Genomic DNA, 20,267 nt, shown 5'->3' with positions numbered 1-20,267 from the left:
TTTTTTCGTTTCGGCAATGGCGGTTTTTCTATTTCCGGTGTTCGCCATCATCTTGTCACCGCCCTGTCCCGGGCGTACCCATTGCTATGGCCTACGACCGCATGGAGTCCGCCACCTATCTCGCCAGCCTGCTGGCTCGAGGCTTCTCCCGCCAGCTGCAGGAGAGGGGCCGGAAGCTCGGCTTTGCGCCGGGGCAGTTTCCGGTGCTGGCCGAATTGTGGAACGAGGACGGGCTGACGCAGCGCCAGCTGCTCGACCGGCTGGATGCCGAGCAGGCGACGATTGCCAACACATTGGCGCGCATGGAGCGGGATGCGCTGATCACGCGCCGCCCCCACCCGACGGATCGAAGGGCCCAGCAGGTCTTCCTCACCGATCGCGGCCGTGCCCTGAAGGGTGACGCCATGCTCGCTGCCCGGGCGGCTGACGATGCGCTGTTTGCCGGCTTCCGCCGCTTCGAGCGCGAGCTGATGCTCGAATATATGCGCATGGCCATCGCCAATGCCGCGCCCCTGGCTTCGCAGCCTCCAGCCGACGCCTCGGTGCGACCGGGGCCGTATGCGGAGACTGCGCCGGAATGCCCGCCAGAAAGCCCACGTGAGACCTGAGATGATGTCCGGGTCTTCCCAAGCTGAAATTTTTGAGTAGGGTCGCGCCGACATCAAGGAGCATTGCAATGACCGATATCACCGGCGTTCTCGCCAAGGCGGACACCAATCTCGATGCAAGCCTCGAACGGCTCTTCGACCTCGTGCGCATCCCCTCCATTTCCACGGATCCGGCCTATAAGGATGCCTGCCGCAAGGCTGCGGAATGGCTGGTCGCGGACCTTCTGGGCCTGGGCTTCACGGCCTCCGTGCGCGATACGCCCGGTCATCCCATGGTCGTCGCGCATCATGAGGGGGCCACCACCGAAGCGCCGCACGTGCTGTTCTACGGCCATTACGACGTCCAGCCGGTCGATCCGCTGTCGCTCTGGGAGACGGACCCCTTCACGCCATCCGTGCGCGAGCTGTCGCCTGGCCGCAAGGTCATCACCGGCCGCGGCACGTCCGACGACAAGGGCCAGCTGATGACCTTCGTTGAAGCCTGCCGCGCCCATAAGGAAACTCATGGCAGCCTGCCGTGCCGCGTCACGGTGCTGTTCGAGGGCGAGGAAGAATCCGGCTCGCCGTCGCTGAAACCCTTCCTGACCGCCAATGCCAAGGAGCTCAAGGCCGACTACGCGCTGGTCTGCGACACCGGCATGTGGGACAGCGAGACGCCGGCCATCTCGGCCGGCCTGCGCGGCCTCGTAGGCGAGGAGGTCGTGGTGACCGCCGCCGACCGCGACCTGCATTCCGGCATGTTCGGCGGGGCTGCCGCCAATCCGATCCACATCCTGTCGCGCATTCTCGCCGGCCTTCATGACGAGACCGGCCGCGTGACGCTCGACGGCTTCTATGATGGCGTCGAGGAGACGCCGACGCAGATCAAGGCCGCATGGGAAACGCTCGGCCAGACGGCGGAGAAGATGCTGGGCGAGATCGGCCTTGCCATCCCCTCGGGCGAAGAGGGCCGCTCGGTCCTCGAACTTATCTGGGCGCGCCCGACGGCGGAGGTCAACGGCATCACCGGCGGCTATACGGGCGAGGGCTTCAAGACCGTGATCGCCTCCAAGGCGTCGGCAAAGATCTCCTTCCGCCTCGTCGGCCAGCAGGACCCCGATGCCATCCGCACGGCCTTCCGCGATTACGTCCGCGCGCACATCCCGGCCGATTGCTCGGTGGAGTTCCACGAGCATGGCGGCTCGCCGGCCATCCAGCTGCCGTATGATTCGTCGCTGCTCAACACGGCGAAATCGGCGCTGTCGGACGAATGGCCGAAGGCGGCCGTCATCATCGGCATGGGCGGCTCCATTCCGATCGTCGGCGATTTCCAGAAGATGCTCGGCATGGAATCGCTGTTGGTCGGCTTCGGCCTGTCCGACGACCGCATCCACTCGCCCAACGAGAAATATGACCTCCAGTCCTTCCACAAGGGCATCCGCTCCTGGGTGCGCATCCTCGACGCTCTGGCCGGCGCCCGCTAAACGCGGTGCTGACACGTTGAAATCTCAAGATATTGTGAAGGCGCCGCCGGCCGGGACGCCCTTGACCCGGCCGGGTGGCGATGGTCTCATGACCCGTATGACGTCGAGACTGCCTCCGCCGGACCGAAAAAGACCTGCATGAAGACGATCCGCGCCCTGATCTGGCCGGCCGTCGGGCTGGCGGCCATCCTGTTTTCGCTTTACGGGCTTTATCATGAGCTGCGCGGGCTTTCGCTCGACGAGTTCCTGGCGAGCTTCGAGGCCGTGCCGCTGAAGAGCTGGCTGCTGGCGGCCGGCGCCACATTGGTGGCCTATGCGGCGCTTGCAGCCTACGACCATCTGGCGCTCGAACATCTCGGCCGGCGGCTGTCGCTGACCTTCATCACCGTCTGCTCGTTCACCGCCTATGCGCTGTCGCACACCATCGGGGCCTCCGTGTTCTCGGGCGCCGTCGTGCGCTACCGGGCCTACGGGTCGAGGGGGTTGAGCGTCAGCGAAACCGGCGTTCTCGTCGCCTTCTGCTCGCTGACCTTCGTGCTGGGCACGCTGACGCTGTCGGCGATCGTGCTTCTGATCGAGCCGGAGATCGTCGATCGCTTCTCCGCCGTCATTCCGCTCGGAGCCTCGATTTCCACGGCGATCGCCATTCTCGTGCTGATCGGCCTTTATCTTCTGGGAAGTCTCATCCGCTTCAGGCCCATCCACACGCGGTGGTTCCATCTGGAATATCCGCGGCCGACGCTGGCGGTACGGCAATTGCTGATCGCCCCGGTGGAGCTGATCGGGGCTGCCGCCATCATCTATTTCGCGCTGCCGGAGGCCGGAAATCCCGGCTACATGGTCGTGCTCGGGGTGTTCCTCGCCTCGTTCTCGGCCGCCCTCCTGTCACACGCGCCGGGCGGCATCGGCGTGCTTGAGCTGATCTTCATCGCGGCTTTGCCGGAAATCGATGCGGCCTCGGTGCTGGCCGCCCTCGTCATCTTCCGGCTGTTCTACCTCGTCATCCCGTTCCTGATGGCGCTCGTCGTCGTCGTGCTGTTCGAGCGCCGTCAGTTTCTGGAACGCCGCCGCGCGGGGCCCTGATCCGGTAAGGTCTGGTCTCTTTTCACGCAACTCCGGACGCAAAACCGCTTCGCACTTTTGCTGGATTTGCTCTTACGACGGTGAATGGCAGACCTTCGGGACCGCTTCGGCAAAGGGTGTCTTCACCTCGCCGAGTTCCGCGCTCTCGATATGCAGCGGCGTGAACGGCGGCTCCTGAATGGCGGCGTTGACGATGCGCGTCACGTAGCATCCGGCAAAGACGCGCTCCTTCCCATCCTTGTCCACCGAGCGGACGGCAACGGGCACCGGTGCGTAGAGGCTGCCGGCCGCACCCTCCTGCGTCACGACGCCGGTCTTTACCTCGACATCGACCGTGTTCTTGTAGCCGAGGACGAAGCTCGCATAGTCGCCGGCCGGCGGCTTGTCGCCGAAATAGGCATAGGCGCGCGCATATTCCTTGCGCGCGATCGCATTGTAGAGCGACTGGACGAGCTTTGCCCCGTCCGAACGATCGTCGACATAGGGCGCGTCCTGCGCGCGTGCTGCGTTTGGAACGGCGAAGCTTCCGGCGAGCAGGGCGGCGGAGACGGCGAGGGAGGCGAAGGCGCGGTGATGCATGGAGGGTCCTCGTGATGATGCCGCATCTTCTCTTGATGATGCCGAATCTTCAAATAATGATGCCGCATCTTTAGGCCATCGACATGCGGCAAATTGACGACGGTTGGTCGTCGGATGGTGGCAATGTCTGCAATCGCTCAAATGCGAGCAATCCCTTCAATGCTGTCTTTGTGCCTCCTGGCTAATGTCCCTTTCAGGACAGGATCGATGCCCGAGGGGATGACATGGCGCTGAAGATGCTTTTTGCGGAATTGATGGCGGTTGCGGTGCGGGTGACACCGCTTTCGCCGAGGCTCGGCATATCGAAACAGCAGGGGAAACAGGCGGCCCGCAGGCACGCGATGATCGCGTCGCCCGCGATGGACCTGCCCATGCTGCCGGCCCCGATCAATCCGGACTGGATCGTCGCAGGTACGCCGGTCGCCCGTCTGGCCGAGCATTCGCGCAGCCACGACGATGCCGCCGTCACCGCCATGTGGGATTGCACGGCCGGCGAGTTCAACTGGTATTTCGGCTGGGACGAGACGGTCGTGATCCTCGAAGGCGAGGTGCATGTGACGGCCGAGGACGGCACCGAGACGACGCTGCGCGCCGGCGATATCGGCTTCTTCAACGGCGGCACCTGGGCCAACTGGCGCATCGAGACCTATGTCCGCAAGATCGCCTTCTGCCGCAAGAAATTCCCCGAACCCGTCGTCATGGCCTATCGCCTGCGCGACCTTCTGCGCGGCGAAGCCCCCAAGGCGGCGCTTGCCGCCTGAGGGACCCGGCGACTTTCGCCCGTTTGCGCGGCGTTCCGCCGTTGCGTTCGGGCTCTTCCCGTCCTACGTCATGAGGCCCGCCTGCGATGAAGGCGGGTCGTTGACCGAGGGAAGACAATGGCAGCCACCAGGACGGCACTCCGGAATGTCGCGGTTCAGATGGACCACGTCTCCACCATCAATATCGCGGGCGATTCGACCTTTGCGATGAGTCTCGAGGCGCAGAACCGCGGCTACAGGCTGTTTCACTACACGCCGGACCGGCTGTCGCTGCGCGACGGGCAGGTCTACGCCACGGCGCAGCAGATGACCCTGCGCGACGTGAAGGGCGATCATTTCACGCTCGGTGAACCCGAGCGGCTGGATCTCTCCACCATGGACGTGGTGCTCCTGCGCCAGGATCCGCCCTTCGACATGGCCTATATCACCTCGACCCATTTGCTGGAGCGCATTCACCCGAAGACGCTGGTGGTGAACGACCCCGCCTGGGTGCGCAATTCGCCGGAAAAGATTTTCGTCACCGAATTTCCCGACCTGATGCCGAAGACGCTGATCACCCGCGATCCGGCCGAAATCGCCAAATTCCGCGAGGAAATGGGCGATATCATCCTGAAGCCGCTCTACGGCAATGGCGGCGCCGGCGTGTTCCACTCCACCCGCGACGACCGCAACATGTCCTCGCTGCTCGAAATGTTCGGACAAATGTTCCGCGAGCCCTTCATCGCGCAGGAATACCTGCCGGCCGTGCGCAAGGGCGACAAGCGCATCATCCTCGTCGATGGCGAGCCTGTCGGTGCCATCAACCGCGTGCCGGCCGAGCACGATGCCCGTTCCAACATGCATGCAGGCGGCAAGCCCGAGCCGACCGAACTGACGGCACGCGAGAGGGAGATCTGCGCCCGCATCGGCCCGGCTCTGCGCGAACGCGGCTTCCTGCTGGTCGGCATCGACGTCATCGGCGACGTCATGACCGAGATCAACGTGACGTCTCCGACCGGCATCCGCGAGGTCAAGAACTTCGGCGGCGCCGATATCGCCAGCCTGCTTTGGGATGCGATCGAGCGCAAGCGCGCCTGATAAAACCGGCCGGGTTGTGATGTTTGCAACCCTGCCGACATGGTCGATTGTAATCGTTCCGCCAATGTTCTTGTTTTATTCCAGTTGACGTGTAATGTGAGGAAAGTCTCATAAGCGCATCGGTTGGAGTAGCGGGAATATGGTGGCACGGGTCAGCACGGTGGCGTTCCAGGGCATCGAGGGCGTTCCGGTCGATGTGCAGGTCATGGTCGCGCCCGGCAAGGTCGGTGTGCAGATCGTCGGCCTGCCGGACAAGGCAGTGGCCGAAAGCCGGGAACGGGTGCACGCCGCCCTCCACGCCTCCGGCCTGTCCCTGCCGCCCAAACGCGTGACCATCAATCTCGCCCCCGCCGACCTGCCGAAGGAAGGCAGCCATTTCGACCTTGCAATCGCGCTCGGGCTGATGGCGGCGCTCGGCGCCATTCCGTCGGATGCGCTCGCAGACTACGTCGTTATCGGCGAACTGAACCTCGACGGCACGATCGCCGCCGTTGCCGGCGCGCTGCCCGCCGCCATCGGTGCGAACGCCATCGGCAAGGGCCTCATCTGCCCGGCCGACAGCGGGCCGGAGGCCGCCTGGGCCGGTGCCGAGATCGACATTCTCGCACCCCGCAGCCTCATCGCGCTTGCCAACCATTTTCGCGGCACGCAGGTGCTCACCCGGCCGGAGCCGGCCATCCGCGCGACGGCCGCCAACTTGGCCGATCTCGCCGATATCAAGGGGCAGGAAAGCGCCAAGCGCGAGCTGGAAGTGGCGGCGGCCGGAAACCACAATCTGTTGATGGTCGGCCCGCCCGGCTCTGGCAAATCGATGCTCGCCGCGCGCCTTCCCTCCATTCTGCCGCCGCTGTCGCCGGGCGAACTGCTGGAGGTCTCGATGATCCACTCGATCGCGGGGCAGCTGCCGGGCGGCAAGCTCTCGGATCGCCGGCCCTTCCGCACGCCGCATCACTCCGCCACCATGGCGGCCCTCGTCGGCGGCGGTCTTCGCGCCCGGCCGGGCGAGGCCTCGCTCGCCCATAACGGCGTGCTGTTCCTCGACGAATTCCCGGAGTTCACGCCGCAGGCGCTGGACGCGCTGCGTCAGCCGCTCGAAACCGGCGAATGCATCATCGCGCGGGCCAATCATCGCGTCAGCTATCCCGCCGCCATCCAGCTGGTCGCCGCCATGAACCCGTGCCGCTGCGGCATGGCGGGCGAACCGGGGCACAGCTGCGCACGGGGCCCGCGCTGCGCCGGCGACTATCAGGCGCGCATCTCCGGCCCGCTGATGGACCGGATCGACATCCGCATCCACGTTCCCGCGGTGTCTGCGGCCGACCTCATCCGCCCGGCGACCGCCGAAACCAGTGCTGTCGTCGCGGCCCGCGTGGCCCATGCACGGGCGCTCCAGATCGACCGCTTCATCGCCTTCGGCATGCCGAAGATCACCTCCAACGCGCGCTGCACCACATCGATGATCGAGACGCTTGCCGAACCCGATGCCGGCGGCCTCCAGCTTCTGCGCGAGGCGGCCGAACGGATGACGTTTTCCGCGCGCGCCTACCACCGCGTCCTCAAGGTCGCCCGGACGCTGGCCGACCTCGACGCCCGCCCGACGGTCGGCCGCATCCACATCGCCGAAGCCATATCCTACCGTATCGCCGGAGACCGCATGACCAGTGCCGCGTGAGGAGAACGGCGGTCGCAGCGGGATCGTCTGGCGACCGGAATGCCATTCTGAAAAAAGCGCAAGCCTTTAAAAACATCGGCCGTGCGAACTTTATCCCCGCGGAAAAATGCGGCAGTGTACGCTTGTCGAGGACGGCGCAGTTGCGCCACGTCCAATGCCGGTCGCAGCCCCACCCGGTCAAAACAAGGGAACGCTCTCCATGAAAACGCTCGTCGTCTGCTCCGGCGGACTGGACTCCGTCACGCTCGCCCATCACGTGGCGCGCGACCATCATCTCGCCGGCCTCCTGTCCTTCGACTACGGGCAGCGCCATCGCCGGGAGCTGGACTTTGCGGCCGAGGCGGCGCGGAGGCTTGATGTGCCCCATCATCTCATCGACATCGGGCCGATCGGCGCGCATCTGACCGGCTCGGCGCTGACGGACGATATCGCGGTGCCGGACGGGCATTATGCGCAGGAGACGATGAAGGCGACGGTGGTGCCGAACCGCAATGCCATCATGCTCACGATCGCCTTCGGGCTTGCGGCCGCGCAGACGCTGGATGCCGTCGCCGTCGCCGTTCATGGCGGCGATCACTTCATCTACCCCGATTGCCGGCCCGATTTCATCCGGTCGTTCCAGACCATGCAGAACCACGCGCTGGACGGCTATGCCGCGGTGACGCTCTACGCACCCTATGTCGAACGCTCGAAAGCCGACATCGTCACGGACGGTGCCGGCAACGGCACGCCTTTCGCGCGGACATGGTCCTGCTACAAGGGTGGGGAGGTGCATTGCGGACGGTGCGGCACCTGCGTGGAGCGACGCGAAGCCTTCCATCTGGCCGGCGTCGCGGACCCAACGCTCTACGAGGATGCCGATTTCTGGCGGGAGGCCTGCGGGGTCGGGCGGTTCGTGGCGGAAGAGGTTCGTTGAGATCTGGAGCATTTCCAGCCGAAGCGGGATCGCTTCGGCGTCGGACAATGCGGCAAAAATAACTGACCAGTGCATTTCCGGTGAACCGGTCTTCACCGGAAATGCACTGGTCAAAACGGGAACCGCAGCGACGCCGTTCCCGTTCCGTCAGTGTCCCATGTGCAGGCCTACTGAAGCGTCGGCGGCTCTTCGTCTCCGAAGAAGGAGCGGATGCCTTCGCGGGCAACGGTTGCGAGAAACTCGTCGAAGGCTTCGCGGTCGGTCGGGAACGGGTCTTCCCACTCGGTCACGTCTTCTTCCTGCGTCAGCACCAGCATCTGCCAGTCGAGATTCGTGCCGGCCGGTCGCGAGATATCGACCAGAACGGTCACGCCGTCTTCGGTGAACTCGCCGGACAGCTCCGAATACTCCATTTCCGGTTCATTATCGTTCGACATCGGTCCTCGCCATTCTCAATTTCTGCCCAGTCTACACCGCAACGCCGGGAAAAGCATATCCTGCAACGCACGTCCTTCAAGACAGGCGCATGTCACATTCCGCTCGGTATCCGGGCGACCGAGGCATCCGCAACGGCTGCCAGCATCTCGAGATCGCGCGCGCGGATCTCCGGCGTGACGTCGCTCTGCCGGATCGTGAACCAGGCTTTCAAGGCGTCGATGGCCATGCCGTGGGGCTGCGGATAGGAGGGAAGGCCGAGCACCCAGCCCCGCAGGATGTCGCGATCCATGCGGCCCCTCTCATATTGCTGCTGCATGCGCTGGACGGCGATCGCCAGATCTTCCTGCGTTTTCATGGGTGTCGGCTGCACGAAGGGCCGATGAGGGGAAATGTCGTCGCTGTCACTCTGGTCTACCGCGGTCCATGCCGCATCAGGCGGCTCTGGTGCGAAACCCTACTGCATAATTCCTGAAATCGGAATCGATTTAAGGAATTATGCATCAGATATAAAGCTCTACAGCGAACCCGAGTGCGTCATGTATGACGCACGGCGCTGTAGGGCAAAACCCCTGTCACGGAAACCGGACTTCGGAAGAAATCGTTTGCGATGCGCCGGCTTCGACCGGATGCGCATGAACGTCAAAAAGCCCCGACGAGCGGGGCTTTCAGGCTTTCAGGCGGGTCGATACCGGCTCAGCGCAGTCCGAAGAACGATAGGACGGCGAGAACGACGACGACCAGTCCGACGATATAGATGATATTGTTCATGACGGGTTCCCTTGTTTGACATGTAACGAACGCGTGATTCCGGGTTTCGTTCCATTTTGCACGCTCCGGCGGCAGGATGCGGGCCGCATCCCCGCTCGTTGCCGCAACGAACGCATTCGTTGCTGCAACGAACGCTTTCGTGGCGGCAACGATGCATCCGGGTGCCGGAGCATGTCGTTAACGCCCCCTTAAATCGCCGCATTTACAGTTCACCGCACCCTGCGACGGCTTGGGCGGCTTGCCGGCCGCCTTTCCTTCAGCGCACACACGGAGCGGTCACATCCCGGTATGGCAGGCAAATCGCGTTCACGTCCCCGCATCGATCCGTCCTTTTCGAGCGGTGACGACGAGGGATTCCGTGTCGATGCGAGTGACCGCGTGAGCGGACGACCAACGGCTTCCAAATCCTCCGGCTCCAAACCCGCCAAGGCAAAGAGCAGCGGCAAGCCCGCGCGCCGGTCCCTGAAAGGGCGTGGCGGCAGGCGGGGCGGCAGCAGTGGCGGCCTGTTCGGCTTCATCAGGGCCTTCGTGTACTGGTGCATCGTTGCCGGCATCTGGGGCGGCATGGGGGTCGGCGGTCTCGTGCTCTATTACGGCTCGCGCATGCCGAACGCGACCAGCTGGACCATTCCGGAGCGTCCGCCGAACGTGAAGATCCTGGCGGTCAACGGCGACACGCTGGCCAATCGCGGGGCGACCGGCGGCGAGGCGATCGCGCTCGAGGATATGTCGCCCTTCATTCCCCAGGCGGTCCTCGCCATCGAGGATCGGCGCTTCTATTCGCATTTCGGCGTCGATCCGCTGGGTCTGGCGCGCGCCATGATCACCAACGTCACCACGGGCCGCATGGTGCAGGGCGGCTCCACACTGACGCAGCAGCTGGCCAAGAACCTGTTTTTGTCGCCGGAGCGCACGCTGGAGCGCAAGGTGCAGGAAGTGCTGCTCGCCTTCTGGCTGGAGCAGAAATATTCCAAGGACCAGATCCTTGCGATGTATCTCAACCGCGTCTTCTTCGGCTCGAATGCCTATGGCGTCGAGGCCGCCTCGCAGCGCTATTTCAACAAGTCGGCGCGTGACGTGAACCTCGGTGAGGCCGCCCTTCTCGCAGGCCTCCTCAAGGCGCCCTCGCGCCTGTCGCCGGCGCGCGATCCGAAGGCGGCCGAGGAGCGGGCGCAGGTGGTGCTGGGCGCCATGCGCGAAGAGGGGCTGATCACCGACGACGAGGTGAAGACCGCGATGTTGCAGCCGCCGACCAAGGCGAAGAGCTTCTGGTCCGGCGCGCAATATTATGCGGCCGATCTGGTCATGGACCAGCTTCCCGGTCTCGTCGGTGCCGTCAAGCAGGATCTGGTCGTGGAAACCACGCTCGATCTCGATCTCGAAGCCAAGGCCGAAAAGACCCTCTCCGACATGCTGAAGGAGAGCGGCGCGAAATCCCGCGCCTCGCAGGCGGCACTCGTGTCCGTGGATGCGACGGGCGCCATCCGGGCGCTGGTCGGCGGGCGCGACTATGCCGAAAGCCAGTTCGACCGTGCGGTGAAGGCCAAGCGCCAGCCGGGTTCGGCCTTCAAGCCCTTTGTCTATGCCGCCGCCATGGAGATCGGCCGAACGCCCATGTCGATCCGCAACGATGCGCCGGTGCGCATCGGCAAGTGGACGCCGGAGAACTACGACCAGAAATATCGCGGCGAGGTGTCGCTCGCCGATGCACTTGCCAATTCGCTCAATACCATCGCGGCCCAGCTCGTCATGGAGGTCGGTCCGGCGCAGGTGGCAAAGCTCGCCCATCGCCTCGGCATCGAATCGGAGCTACAGGCGAATGCCTCCATCGCGCTCGGGACCTCAGAGGTCAGCCTGCTGGAGCTCACGTCCGCCTATGCTCCTTTCATGAACGGCGGCTTCAAGGCGACGCCGCACATCGTCAAGCGGGTGATGACGGCGGAGGGCAAGGTTCTTTACGAGAACACCTACGACAACCCGCCGCGCGTGCTCGATCCCGAGATCGTCTCGGAGATGAACCAGATGATGGTGGGCGTGGTGGAGCGCGGCACGGGCAAGAACGCCAAGCTCAAGGGCTGGCAGGCCGCCGGCAAGTCCGGCACCACTCAGTCCTTCCGCGACGCACTGTTCGTCGGCTTCACCAACAACCTGACGACCGGCGTCTGGTTCGGCAACGACGACGGCACCTCGATGAAGAAGGTGACGGGCGGAGGTTTGCCGGCGAAGGCCTGGCATACCTATATGACCGAAGCGCACGAAGGCCTGACGCCCTCGCCGATCTTCGGCACCAAGGGCATACAGCCATCCTTCGACGATCCCGGCATCCAGCGCACCATCGGCGACGTCATTTCCGGTGCTTTCGGCGAGAAGCCGACGGACGTCTACCCGGATGCGCCGGTGGCGGATGCCGAAATGCCGCCGTCCGACATACCCCGGGGGCAGGGCGGCTCGGTGGATGCCGCGGAGGGTGGCCTGGTGCCGCCGGCCGATGTCGGGCAGACCACCAGCGGGACGCCGCAGACGCGCCGCACGACCCTGTTCGATATCCTGACCGGGGGTTGACGGCGTCGCGGATGCATGCGGTTCGGAAAAGCGGTCTAAACTCTTTCGTCTCCGCATTTCTTTTCACCGTCTTCAGGGCTTGCGACGCCTTGCACAGCAAAAAACCCGTCCTTATATACGCCGCACGTCCAAGGCTTCCGGGCCTCGGCACCAAACGATGAAGAGCATCCCTAGGGGCTGTCGCACGAATGCCTGACCGGGTTCAGACAGTCCGCTGCAAGGAGAGAACGACATGGCAAAAGTAATCGGTATCGATCTGGGAACGACCAACTCCTGCGTCGCCGTCATGGACGGCAAGGACGCGAAGGTCATCGAAAATGCGGAAGGCGCGCGCACGACGCCGTCCATGGTCGCCTTCTCGGATGATGGCGAACGCCTCGTCGGCCAGCCGGCCAAGCGTCAGGCCGTCACCAATCCGGAAAACACCCTCTTCGCCGTGAAGCGCCTCATCGGCCGCCGCTACGAAGACCCGACCGTGACCAAGGACAAGGCTCTCGTGCCGTTCGAGATCGTCAAGGGCGACAACGGCGATGCCTGGGTCAAGGCCGGTGGCAAGAACCAGTCCCCGTCGCAGGTCTCGGCCATGATCCTTCAGAAGATGAAGGAAACCGCTGAATCCTACCTCGGCGAGAAGGTCACGCAGGCCGTCATCACCGTTCCCGCCTACTTCAACGACGCTCAGCGTCAGGCCACCAAGGATGCAGGCCGCATCGCCGGTCTCGACGTGCTGCGCATCATCAACGAGCCGACGGCAGCAGCGCTCGCCTACGGCCTCGACAAGACCGAAGGCAAGACGATCGCCGTCTACGACCTTGGCGGCGGCACGTTCGACGTCTCGGTTCTGGAAATCGGCGACGGCGTCTTCGAAGTGAAGTCGACCAATGGCGACACCTTCCTCGGCGGTGAAGACTTCGACATGCGTCTCGTCGAATATCTCGCCGGCGAATTCAAGAAGGACCAGGGCATCGACCTGAAGAACGACAAGCTCGCTCTGCAGCGCCTGAAGGAAGCGGCCGAAAAGGCCAAGATCGAACTGTCCTCGTCGCAGCAGACGGAAATCAACCTGCCGTTCATCACGGCAGATGCCTCCGGCCCGAAGCACCTGACGCTGAAGCTGACCCGTGCGAAGTTCGAAGCGCTGGTGGACGATCTCGTCCAGCGCACGATCGCGCCCTGCAAGGCAGCGCTCAAGGATGCCGGCGTATCGGCGTCCGAGATCGACGAAGTCGTGCTCGTCGGCGGCATGAGCCGCATGCCGAAGGTGCAGGAAGTCGTCAAGCAGCTGTTCGGCAAGGAGCCGCACAAGGGCGTAAACCCGGATGAAGTCGTCGCTCTCGGCGCCGCCATCCAGGCCGGCGTTCTCCAGGGCGACGTTAAGGATGTCCTGCTTCTCGACGTGACCCCGCTGTCGCTCGGCATCGAAACGCTCGGTGGCGTCTTCACCCGTCTGATCGAACGCAACACGACGATCCCGACGAAGAAGTCGCAGACCTTCTCGACGGCGGAAGACAGCCAGTCGGCCGTGACCATCCGCGTCAGCCAGGGCGAGCGCGAAATGGCCCAGGACAACAAGCTGCTCGGCCAGTTCGACCTCGTCGGCATTCCCCCGGCACCGCGCGGCATCCCGCAGATCGAAGTCACCTTCGACATCGATGCCAACGGGATCGTCAACGTCTCGGCCAAGGACAAGGGCACCGGCAAGGAGCACCAGATCCGCATCCAGGCATCGGGTGGTCTGTCCGACGCCGACATCGAGAAGATGGTCAAGGATGCCGAGGCCAATGCCGAGAACGACAAGAAGCGTCGTGACGGCGTCGAGGCGAAGAACCAGGCCGAAAGCCTGATCCACTCGTCCGAGAAGTCGCTGAAGGAATATGGCGACAAGGTCACCGAAGCCGACCGCACCGCCATCTCCGACGCGATTGCCGCGCTGAAGACGTCGGTCGAGGCCTCCGAGCCGGACGCCGAGGACATCAAGGCGAAGACGCAGACGCTTCTGGAAGCCTCCATGAAGCTCGGTCAGGCGATGTATGAGTCGCAGCAGACGGATGCGGCCCATTCGGATGCCGCAGCGGACGCTGCTCGCGACAACGTCGTCGATGCCGACTACGAAGACGTCAGCGACGAAGACGACCGCAAGAAGTCCGCGTAAGGCATCAAGGCCTCATGCCACGAGACCTCACTCCATAAGACAGGGCCCGGAGCGAACGTTCCGGGCCTTTTTCGTAAGAGTCTAAAGTCTACGCAGGCATGGATCTTGCCTTCATTTCGTCGAAAAAGCCGGAACCGGCGCAGATTCGCTATGGTATCGGACGACAGGATTTCCTAAATCCTTGTCAAGGGCATTCGGCGATACGAAATCTGGCTCAATGAAATCTGGCGACGACCGACGGCCGGTCCTGTCGCCGCGGTTCAACGGGATACGCGCGACCACATGAAACGTGATCTTTACGAAACACTCGGTGTTGCAAAGACGGCCGACGAGAAGGAGCTGAAAAGCGCTTTCCGCAAGCTGGCGATGAAATACCACCCGGACAAGAACCCGGGCGATGCGGAATCCGAAAAGACCTTCAAGGAAATCAACCAGGCCTATGAGACGCTGAAGGACCCGCAGAAGCGGGCAGCCTACGACCGTTACGGCCACGCCGCCTTCGAGCAGGGCGGCATGGGCGGCGGTGGCGGTGCCGGCATGGGCGGTGGTGCTGCGGGCTTCTCGGATATCTTCGAGGACATTTTCGGCGAGATGATGGGCGGCGGACGCCAGCGCCAGCGCTCGTCCGGTGGCCGCGAACGCGGCGCCGATCTCCGCTACAACATGGAGATCACGCTGGAGGAGGCCTATGCCGGCAAGACCGCGCAGATCCGCGTCCCCACCTCGATCACCTGCGACGTCTGTTCCGGCTCGGGCGCCAAGCCCGGAACGAAGCCGACGACCTGCGGCACCTGCCAGGGCTCCGGCCGCGTGCGCGCCGCGCAAGGCTTCTTCTCGATCGAGCGGACCTGCCCGACCTGCCAGGGCCGCGGCACCATCATTCCCGATCCCTGCACCAAGTGCCACGGCCAGGGCCGCGTCACCGAAGAGCGTTCGCTGTCGGTCAACATCCCCGCCGGCATCGAGGACGGCACCCGCATCCGCCTGTCGGGCGAGGGCGAGGCCGGTCTTCGCGGTGGTCCCTCGGGCGATCTCTACATCTTCCTCTCGGTCAAGCCGCATGAATTCTACCAGCGCGATGGCGCGGACCTCTATTGCAGCGTGCCGATCTCGATGACGACGGCGACGCTCGGTGGCAAGTTCGACGTGCAGACGCTCGACGGCACCAAATCGCGCGTCACCGTTCCCGAGGGCACGCAGGCCGGCAAGCAGTTCCGCCTGAAGGGCAAGGGCATGCCGGTGCTCCGCTCGACGCAGGTGGGCGACCTCTACATCCAGATCGGCATCGAAACGCCGCAGAAGCTGACCAAGCGCCAGCGCGAGCTGCTCGAGGAATTCGCCGAGATCTCGTCGAAGGACAACAACCCCGAATCCGCCGGCTTCTTCGCCCGGATGAAGGAGTTCTTCGAGGGGTGATTCGGACGGACACGCATCGACGAGGCCGGAAGTAGGAATGTTTCCGGCCTTTTTCATGAGGACGGATGTCATTGCCATGGCCACGATCCGCCCCATCTCTTGAACCTCGACACGATGATCGATGCGTTAGACGAGAGGATGCCTGCCATGACCTATGCGCTCTATTACTGGGACGGCCTTCCCGGTCGCGGCGAGTTCGTGCGGTTGGCGCTGGAGCAGGCGGGGGCCGACTATATCGACGTTGCCCGCCGGCAAGACGGCACCGACAGCATGCTGGAGATCATGGAGGACGATCGCGCGGACGCGCCGTTTGCGCCGCCGTTCCTGAAAGACGGCGACCTGATCGTCTCGCAGACGGCCAATATTCTCTTCTATCTCGGACCTCGCCTCCGCCTTGCGCCGGAAAGCGAGGGCGAGCGTCACCGGCTCAACGGGCTGCAGATGACGATCGCCGATATGGTGGCCGAGGCGCACGACACGCATCACCCGGTGGCAACCGGCCTCTATTACGAGGACCAGAAGCCGGAGGCGAGGCGCCGTGCCGCCGATTTCCGCAAGGCGCGTATCCCGAAGTTCCTTGGCTACTTCGAGCGCATGCTGTCCGCCAATCCGGCAGGGCCGCAGCATGTCATCGGCAATGCGCTCTCCTATGGCGACCTGTCGCTGCATCATCTGCTGGAAGGCCTGCACTATGCCTTCCCGAAAGCCATGACGGCCTATGGCGCGCGCTGGCCGCATCTCGATGCGCTGCGCGCCCATGTGGCAAGCCTGCCGAACATCGCCGCCTACCGCGCCTCCGACCGTCGTATCCCTTTCAACGAATCCTGCATCTTCCGCCACTATCCCGAGCTCGACGGCATCGAGACCGGTGACGAGGAATGAGCAAACCGATGGTGCCAGCCACGGTGCCAGCCACGGTGCCAGTCACGGTGTCAGCCACGATGCTTGTCAGACATCGCAAGAGGGCTTAGAGCCGGTCGGCATGCCGCAAAAAGTCTCCCTGTCCCGTCTGAAGCTCGGCGATTTCCGCAATTACGCGGTACTTTCGCTCGATCTCGACGCACGCCATGTCGTGCTGACGGGCGAGAACGGCGCGGGCAAGACCAATCTCATGGAAGCCGTCTCCTTCCTGTCGCCGGGGCGGGGCCTGCGCCGCGCGGCCTATGCCGACGTGCCGCGGGTGGGCGCGGATGCGGGCTTCTCGATCTTTGCCGCCATCGAGGGCATGCAGGGGGATGTCGAGATCGGTACGGGGACGTTCGGGACCGAGGAGGGGCAGGCGCGCCGCCTGCGCCTCAACGGCACCAATGCCAAGGCGATCGACGAGCTTCTCGACCATCTGCGCGTCCTCTGGCTGACGCCCGCCATGGACGGGCTGTTCACCGGGGCTTCGGGAGACCGACGGCGCTTCCTCGACCGGCTCGTCCTCTCGCTCGATCCGGACCACGGACGACGGGCGACCGATTTCGAGCGCGCCATGCGCAGCCGCAACAAGCTTTTGTCGGAGCACGGGGCCGATCCGGTTTGGCTAACCGGGCTGGAGCGCCAACTGGCCGAACTGGGCATCGCCATGGCGCTCGCCCGCAACGAAATGCTCGGCCTGCTGGCAGCCCTCATCGACCGCAGCCCGGACGACGGGACGTTTCCGAAGGCGGATCTCGCTCTATCCGGCTTCCTCGACGGCGAGTGGCACCGCCCGGCCTTCGATCTGGAGGAAGACTATCTGGAGCGCCTGCGCACCGGCCGCTGGCGCGACGGAGCCGCAGGGCGCACGCTCGAAGGCCCGCACCGGAGCGATCTTCTCATTCGCCATCGGGCCAAGAACATCGAGGCCGAGCGCTGCTCGACGGGCGAGCAGAAGGCGTTGCTCGTCGGCCTCGTGCTCGCGCATGCGAGGCTCGTGTCCGACCTCACCGGGCACGCACCGGTGCTGCTGCTGGATGAAATCGCCGCGCATCTCGATGCCGGCCGCCGCGCGGCGCTGTTCGATATCGTCGACGATCTCGGCGGGCAGGCCTTCATGACCGGTACCGATCGCGCCATGTTTTCAGCGCTGGGAGATCGCGCGCAGTTTCTGACGGTTGCCAACGGGCAGGTTTTCGAGTGAGTGTCGGGGCATGGCCGAAGCACTAACACCGCAAGAAATTGATCGATATTCCCGCCACATCCTGCTGCCGGAAATCGGCGGGCAGGGGCAGCAGGCGCTGAAGGCGGCCCGTGTGCTGGTGGTCGGCGCGGGCGGCCTCGGCGCGCCGGTCATCCTCTATCTCGCGGCTGCCGGCATCGGCACGCTCGGCATCGTCGATGACGATGTGGTGTCGCTTTCCAATCTCCAGCGGCAGGTGGTCCACCAGACTTCAGCCATCGGCACGAGCAAGGTGGACAGCGCGCGGGACACGGTGGCCCGGCTGAACCCGCACGTGACCGTTCGCCCGCTACCGTTCCGGCTGACGCCCGACACCGTTTCCGAAACGCTCGCCGGCTACGACATCGTGGTCGATGGCTCCGACAATTTCGGCACGCGCTATCTCCTAGCCGAGGCGACCGAGACCCTGCGCATCCCCCTCGTCACCGGCGCGGTCGGCCGTTTCGACGGGTCGCTGACGGTGCTCATGCCGTGGACATCAGACGCGGCGGGCAGGCCCGCGCCGCGCTACCGCGACCTCTTTCCCGAGCCGCCACCACCCGGCACGGTGCCGTCCTGCGCGGAAGCCGGCATCGTCGGCGCACTGACCGGCGTCATCGGCACGCTGCAGGCCATGGAGGTGGTCAAGCTGGTGACGGGCGCCGGAGACCCCCTGGTCGGTCGCCTGCTGCTCTACGACGCGCTGGCAGCCCGTTTCGAGACCATCCTTTACAGGCGCCGCCGGGCGGATCTTTGAGCGCCTGCTTTCCTTGAACGGCCGTCAATTGCGCCCCGGCAACACCCGGTCCGGCGGGCGGTGGCCGTCGAAGAAGGTGCGGATGTTGATGATGACCTTTTCGCCCATGTCGACACGGCTTTCGAGCGTCGCCGAGCCCATGTGCGGCAGCAGCACGACCTTGCCTTCGGAGGCGAGCTTTACGAGTTTCGGGTTGATGGCCGGCTCGTTCTCGTAGACGTCGAGCCCGGCACCGGCGATCCGGCCCTCGCGCAGGCACTTGATGAGCGCGGTCTCGTCGACGATGCCGCCACGGGCGGTGTTGACGAGGTAGCTCGTCGGCTGCATGAGCTGCAGACGGCGGGCGGAGAGAAGGTGATAGGTCGCGGGCGTCGAGGGGCAGTTGACCGACACGAAATCGACGCGTGCAAGCATCTGGTCGAGGCTGTCCCAGTAGGTCGCCTCCAGCGATGCCTCGGTCTCCGCGCTGACGCGGTGGCGGTTGTGATAGTGGATGGAGAGACCGAAGGCCTTGGCGCGGCGCGCGACGGCGGTGCCGATGCGGCCCATGCCGACGATGCCGATGCGCTTGCCGGAAATCCGCCGTCCGAGCATCCAGTTGGGCGACCAGCCGGCCCAGTCGTGGCGGCGGTCGGCGAGAATGGCAGCCCCTTCCACGAGCCGCCGGGGCACGGCGAGAATGAGCGCCAGCGTCATGTCGGCCGTGTCCTCGGTGAGCACGGCAGGCGTGTTCGTCACCGTGATGCCGCGGCGCGCGGCGGCGTCCACGTCGATATTGTCGACGCCGTTGGAAAAGCTCGCGATCAGCTTGAGCCGTGGCCCCGCCTGCTCGATCAGGCCAGCGTCGATCCGGTCGGTGACGGTGGGCACCAGCACGTCGGCATGGGCCATGGCGGCAGCCAGCTCGTCATGGCTGCGCGGGGTGTCGTCGATGTTGAGTTCCGCATCGAAGAGCTCGCGCATGCGGGTCTCGACGATGTCGGGCAGCTTGCGGGTGATGTAGACCGTCGGCTTCTGTCTCTGCGTCATCGTCAAATCTCTCCCCCGATCCGCGCCAGGCGGACCATCGCGTTGACGGCTTCTTAACCAAGATGATGGATCGTATCCCAGAGCGTTATCTAGCAGAGACGCACGGGAAGACCAACACAGCCTGCCTTCGAAGCGACCGGGATGACCGGAGGTTCTCGATACCGTGCAGGCTTGACGTCTCGGAGCGACCTTCGCGCGTCCTTACCGACGCGCGGCGCTCCGGCCTCCGGGCGCTCCGCTGACGATGCGCACCTTGTTCGACCGGTTCGGAAAACGGATTTCGCCATGCGCCAGTTCCATCTCAGTGTGATCGCGCAGTTCAGTGTGAATGCGAGGCGTGGCCTCATGGCCGCGCTCCTTGCGGCCTTCACCATATCCGGTATCGCCGACCCGGCATGGGCGCAGGCGGCCAAGGGGGCGAGCGGCCTTCCGCTGCCGCGTTTCGTCAGCCTGAAATCGAAGAGCGTCAACCTGCGCGTCGGCCCGAGCGTCGATTATGCCGTCTCGTGGCGCTACCTGAAAACCGGCGTGCCGGTCGAGATCATTCAGGAATACGACAACTGGCGGCGCGTGCGCGATGCCGACGGCACGGAAGGCTGGGTCAATCAGGCGCTTCTTTCCGGCGCCCGCACGGCGCTTGCCGCCCCGTGGATGCGCGGCAAGGGGCAGGGCGTGCTGGTCAACATGCGCCGCGAGCCGCAATCGAACGCCAGCATCGTCGCCCGCATCGAGCCGGGCGTGATGCTGCACATCGGCCAGTGCACCGGCGAATGGTGCAAGGCCGAAGCGCAAGGGGCGGAAGGCTGGATCGTCCAGACCGAGATCTGGGGCGCCTACCCCGGCGAGGCGTTCAAGTAGCCG

At 64.6% G+C, this 20,267-nt stretch carries 17 protein-coding genes and 1 pseudogene; 14 read left to right on the top strand and 4 right to left on the bottom strand.

Translation table 11 applies throughout. From position 1 onward, the window contains the following. Positions 1 to 86 precede the first annotated feature (86 nt). From G8E10_RS03315 to G8E10_RS03305, 3 genes and pseudogenes are all read left to right on the top strand, one after another. Positions 87 to 509 (top strand): annotated as a pseudogene (locus tag G8E10_RS03315) (MarR family winged helix-turn-helix transcriptional regulator); the annotation flags it as partial. A 167-nt stretch (positions 510 to 676) separates the two neighbouring features. Then, positions 677 to 2,071 (top strand): dipeptidase, encoded by a 1,395-nt coding sequence (locus tag G8E10_RS03310; RefSeq protein ID WP_167126804.1) that lies wholly within the window; start codon positions 677 to 679, stop codon positions 2,069 to 2,071. Positions 2,072 to 2,209: 138 nt separating this feature from the next. Continuing rightward, positions 2,210 to 3,154 carry a lysylphosphatidylglycerol synthase domain-containing protein gene (locus G8E10_RS03305; RefSeq protein ID WP_167126800.1) on the top strand — a complete coding sequence of 315 codons (945 nt, stop codon included), beginning with the start codon at positions 2,210 to 2,212 and terminating at the stop codon, positions 3,152 to 3,154. Between the two features lie 72 nt (positions 3,155 to 3,226). Here G8E10_RS03305 and G8E10_RS03300 read toward each other — a convergent pair whose 3' ends face one another. Next, positions 3,227 to 3,733, bottom strand: coding sequence for a hypothetical protein (locus G8E10_RS03300; RefSeq protein WP_167126797.1), 507 nt, complete (start codon positions 3,731 to 3,733; stop codon positions 3,227 to 3,229). A gap of 224 nt (positions 3,734 to 3,957) precedes the next feature. Between G8E10_RS03300 and G8E10_RS03295 the strand changes: the two genes are divergently transcribed. From G8E10_RS03295 to queC, 4 genes are all read left to right on the top strand, one after another. Further along, complete coding sequence (locus G8E10_RS03295) at positions 3,958 to 4,494, top strand: cupin domain-containing protein (RefSeq protein ID WP_167126794.1); 537 nt, start codon at positions 3,958 to 3,960, stop codon at positions 4,492 to 4,494. A 117-nt stretch (positions 4,495 to 4,611) separates the two neighbouring features. After that, positions 4,612 to 5,571 (top strand): glutathione synthase, encoded by a 960-nt coding sequence (gshB, locus tag G8E10_RS03290; protein WP_132439705.1) that lies wholly within the window; start codon positions 4,612 to 4,614, stop codon positions 5,569 to 5,571. A 139-nt stretch (positions 5,572 to 5,710) separates the two neighbouring features. Then, positions 5,711 to 7,243 (top strand): YifB family Mg chelatase-like AAA ATPase, encoded by a 1,533-nt coding sequence (locus G8E10_RS03285; RefSeq protein ID WP_167126791.1) that lies wholly within the window; start codon positions 5,711 to 5,713, stop codon positions 7,241 to 7,243. A 199-nt stretch (positions 7,244 to 7,442) separates the two neighbouring features. Then, the gene (gene queC / locus G8E10_RS03280) at positions 7,443 to 8,159 is read left to right on the top strand and encodes a 7-cyano-7-deazaguanine synthase QueC (RefSeq protein ID WP_167126788.1); all 717 of its coding nucleotides are present in this window, start codon (positions 7,443 to 7,445) and stop codon (positions 8,157 to 8,159) included. 167 nt (positions 8,160 to 8,326) lie between these two features. Here the strand turns inward: queC and G8E10_RS03275 are convergent, their stop codons facing one another. Together G8E10_RS03275 and G8E10_RS03270 are read right to left on the bottom strand one after the other, a co-directional pair. Then, positions 8,327 to 8,596, bottom strand: a complete 270-nt coding sequence (locus G8E10_RS03275; protein ID WP_110727608.1) for a hypothetical protein — start codon at positions 8,594 to 8,596, stop codon at positions 8,327 to 8,329. Positions 8,597 to 8,688: 92 nt separating this feature from the next. Then, the gene (locus tag G8E10_RS03270) at positions 8,689 to 8,952 is read right to left on the bottom strand and encodes a hypothetical protein (RefSeq protein WP_110800466.1); all 264 of its coding nucleotides are present in this window, start codon (positions 8,950 to 8,952) and stop codon (positions 8,689 to 8,691) included. Between the two features lie 701 nt (positions 8,953 to 9,653). Between G8E10_RS03270 and G8E10_RS03265 the strand changes: the two genes are divergently transcribed. From G8E10_RS03265 to moeB, 6 genes are all read left to right on the top strand, one after another. Then, positions 9,654 to 11,927 (top strand): transglycosylase domain-containing protein, encoded by a 2,274-nt coding sequence (locus tag G8E10_RS03265; RefSeq protein ID WP_167126785.1) that lies wholly within the window; start codon positions 9,654 to 9,656, stop codon positions 11,925 to 11,927. Positions 11,928 to 12,159: 232 nt separating this feature from the next. Then, a complete protein-coding gene (dnaK, locus tag G8E10_RS03260) occupies positions 12,160 to 14,079 on the top strand; it encodes a molecular chaperone DnaK (RefSeq protein WP_110727603.1) in 1,920 nt (639 codons plus the stop codon). A gap of 282 nt (positions 14,080 to 14,361) precedes the next feature. Then, positions 14,362 to 15,495, top strand: a complete 1,134-nt coding sequence (dnaJ, locus tag G8E10_RS03255; protein WP_132445484.1) for a molecular chaperone DnaJ — start codon at positions 14,362 to 14,364, stop codon at positions 15,493 to 15,495. Between the two features lie 147 nt (positions 15,496 to 15,642). Further along, the gene (locus G8E10_RS03250) at positions 15,643 to 16,377 is read left to right on the top strand and encodes a glutathione S-transferase (protein ID WP_167126782.1); all 735 of its coding nucleotides are present in this window, start codon (positions 15,643 to 15,645) and stop codon (positions 16,375 to 16,377) included. Between the two features lie 100 nt (positions 16,378 to 16,477). Continuing rightward, positions 16,478 to 17,602, top strand: coding sequence for a DNA replication/repair protein RecF (gene recF, locus G8E10_RS03245; protein ID WP_167126779.1), 1,125 nt, complete (start codon positions 16,478 to 16,480; stop codon positions 17,600 to 17,602). Positions 17,603 to 17,612: 10 nt separating this feature from the next. After that, entirely contained in the window at positions 17,613 to 18,377 is a 765-nt protein-coding gene (moeB, locus tag G8E10_RS03240) for a molybdopterin-synthase adenylyltransferase MoeB (protein ID WP_167126776.1), read from the top strand. 24 nt (positions 18,378 to 18,401) lie between these two features. On the opposite strand, the gene G8E10_RS03235 is transcribed toward moeB, so the two are convergent. Beyond that, positions 18,402 to 19,406, bottom strand: a complete 1,005-nt coding sequence (locus tag G8E10_RS03235; protein ID WP_132664311.1) for a 2-hydroxyacid dehydrogenase — start codon at positions 19,404 to 19,406, stop codon at positions 18,402 to 18,404. A 345-nt stretch (positions 19,407 to 19,751) separates the two neighbouring features. Between G8E10_RS03235 and G8E10_RS03230 the strand changes: the two genes are divergently transcribed. Continuing rightward, complete coding sequence (locus tag G8E10_RS03230) at positions 19,752 to 20,264, top strand: SH3 domain-containing protein (RefSeq protein ID WP_281517401.1); 513 nt, start codon at positions 19,752 to 19,754, stop codon at positions 20,262 to 20,264. Positions 20,265 to 20,267 lie beyond the last annotated feature (3 nt).

The sequence above is a fragment of the Ferranicluibacter rubi genome (assembly GCF_011603255.1).
In the GTDB taxonomy this organism is placed as follows: domain Bacteria; phylum Pseudomonadota; class Alphaproteobacteria; order Rhizobiales; family Rhizobiaceae; genus Ferranicluibacter; species Ferranicluibacter rubi.
This window is presented reverse-complemented; position numbering and strand designations above follow the sequence as displayed.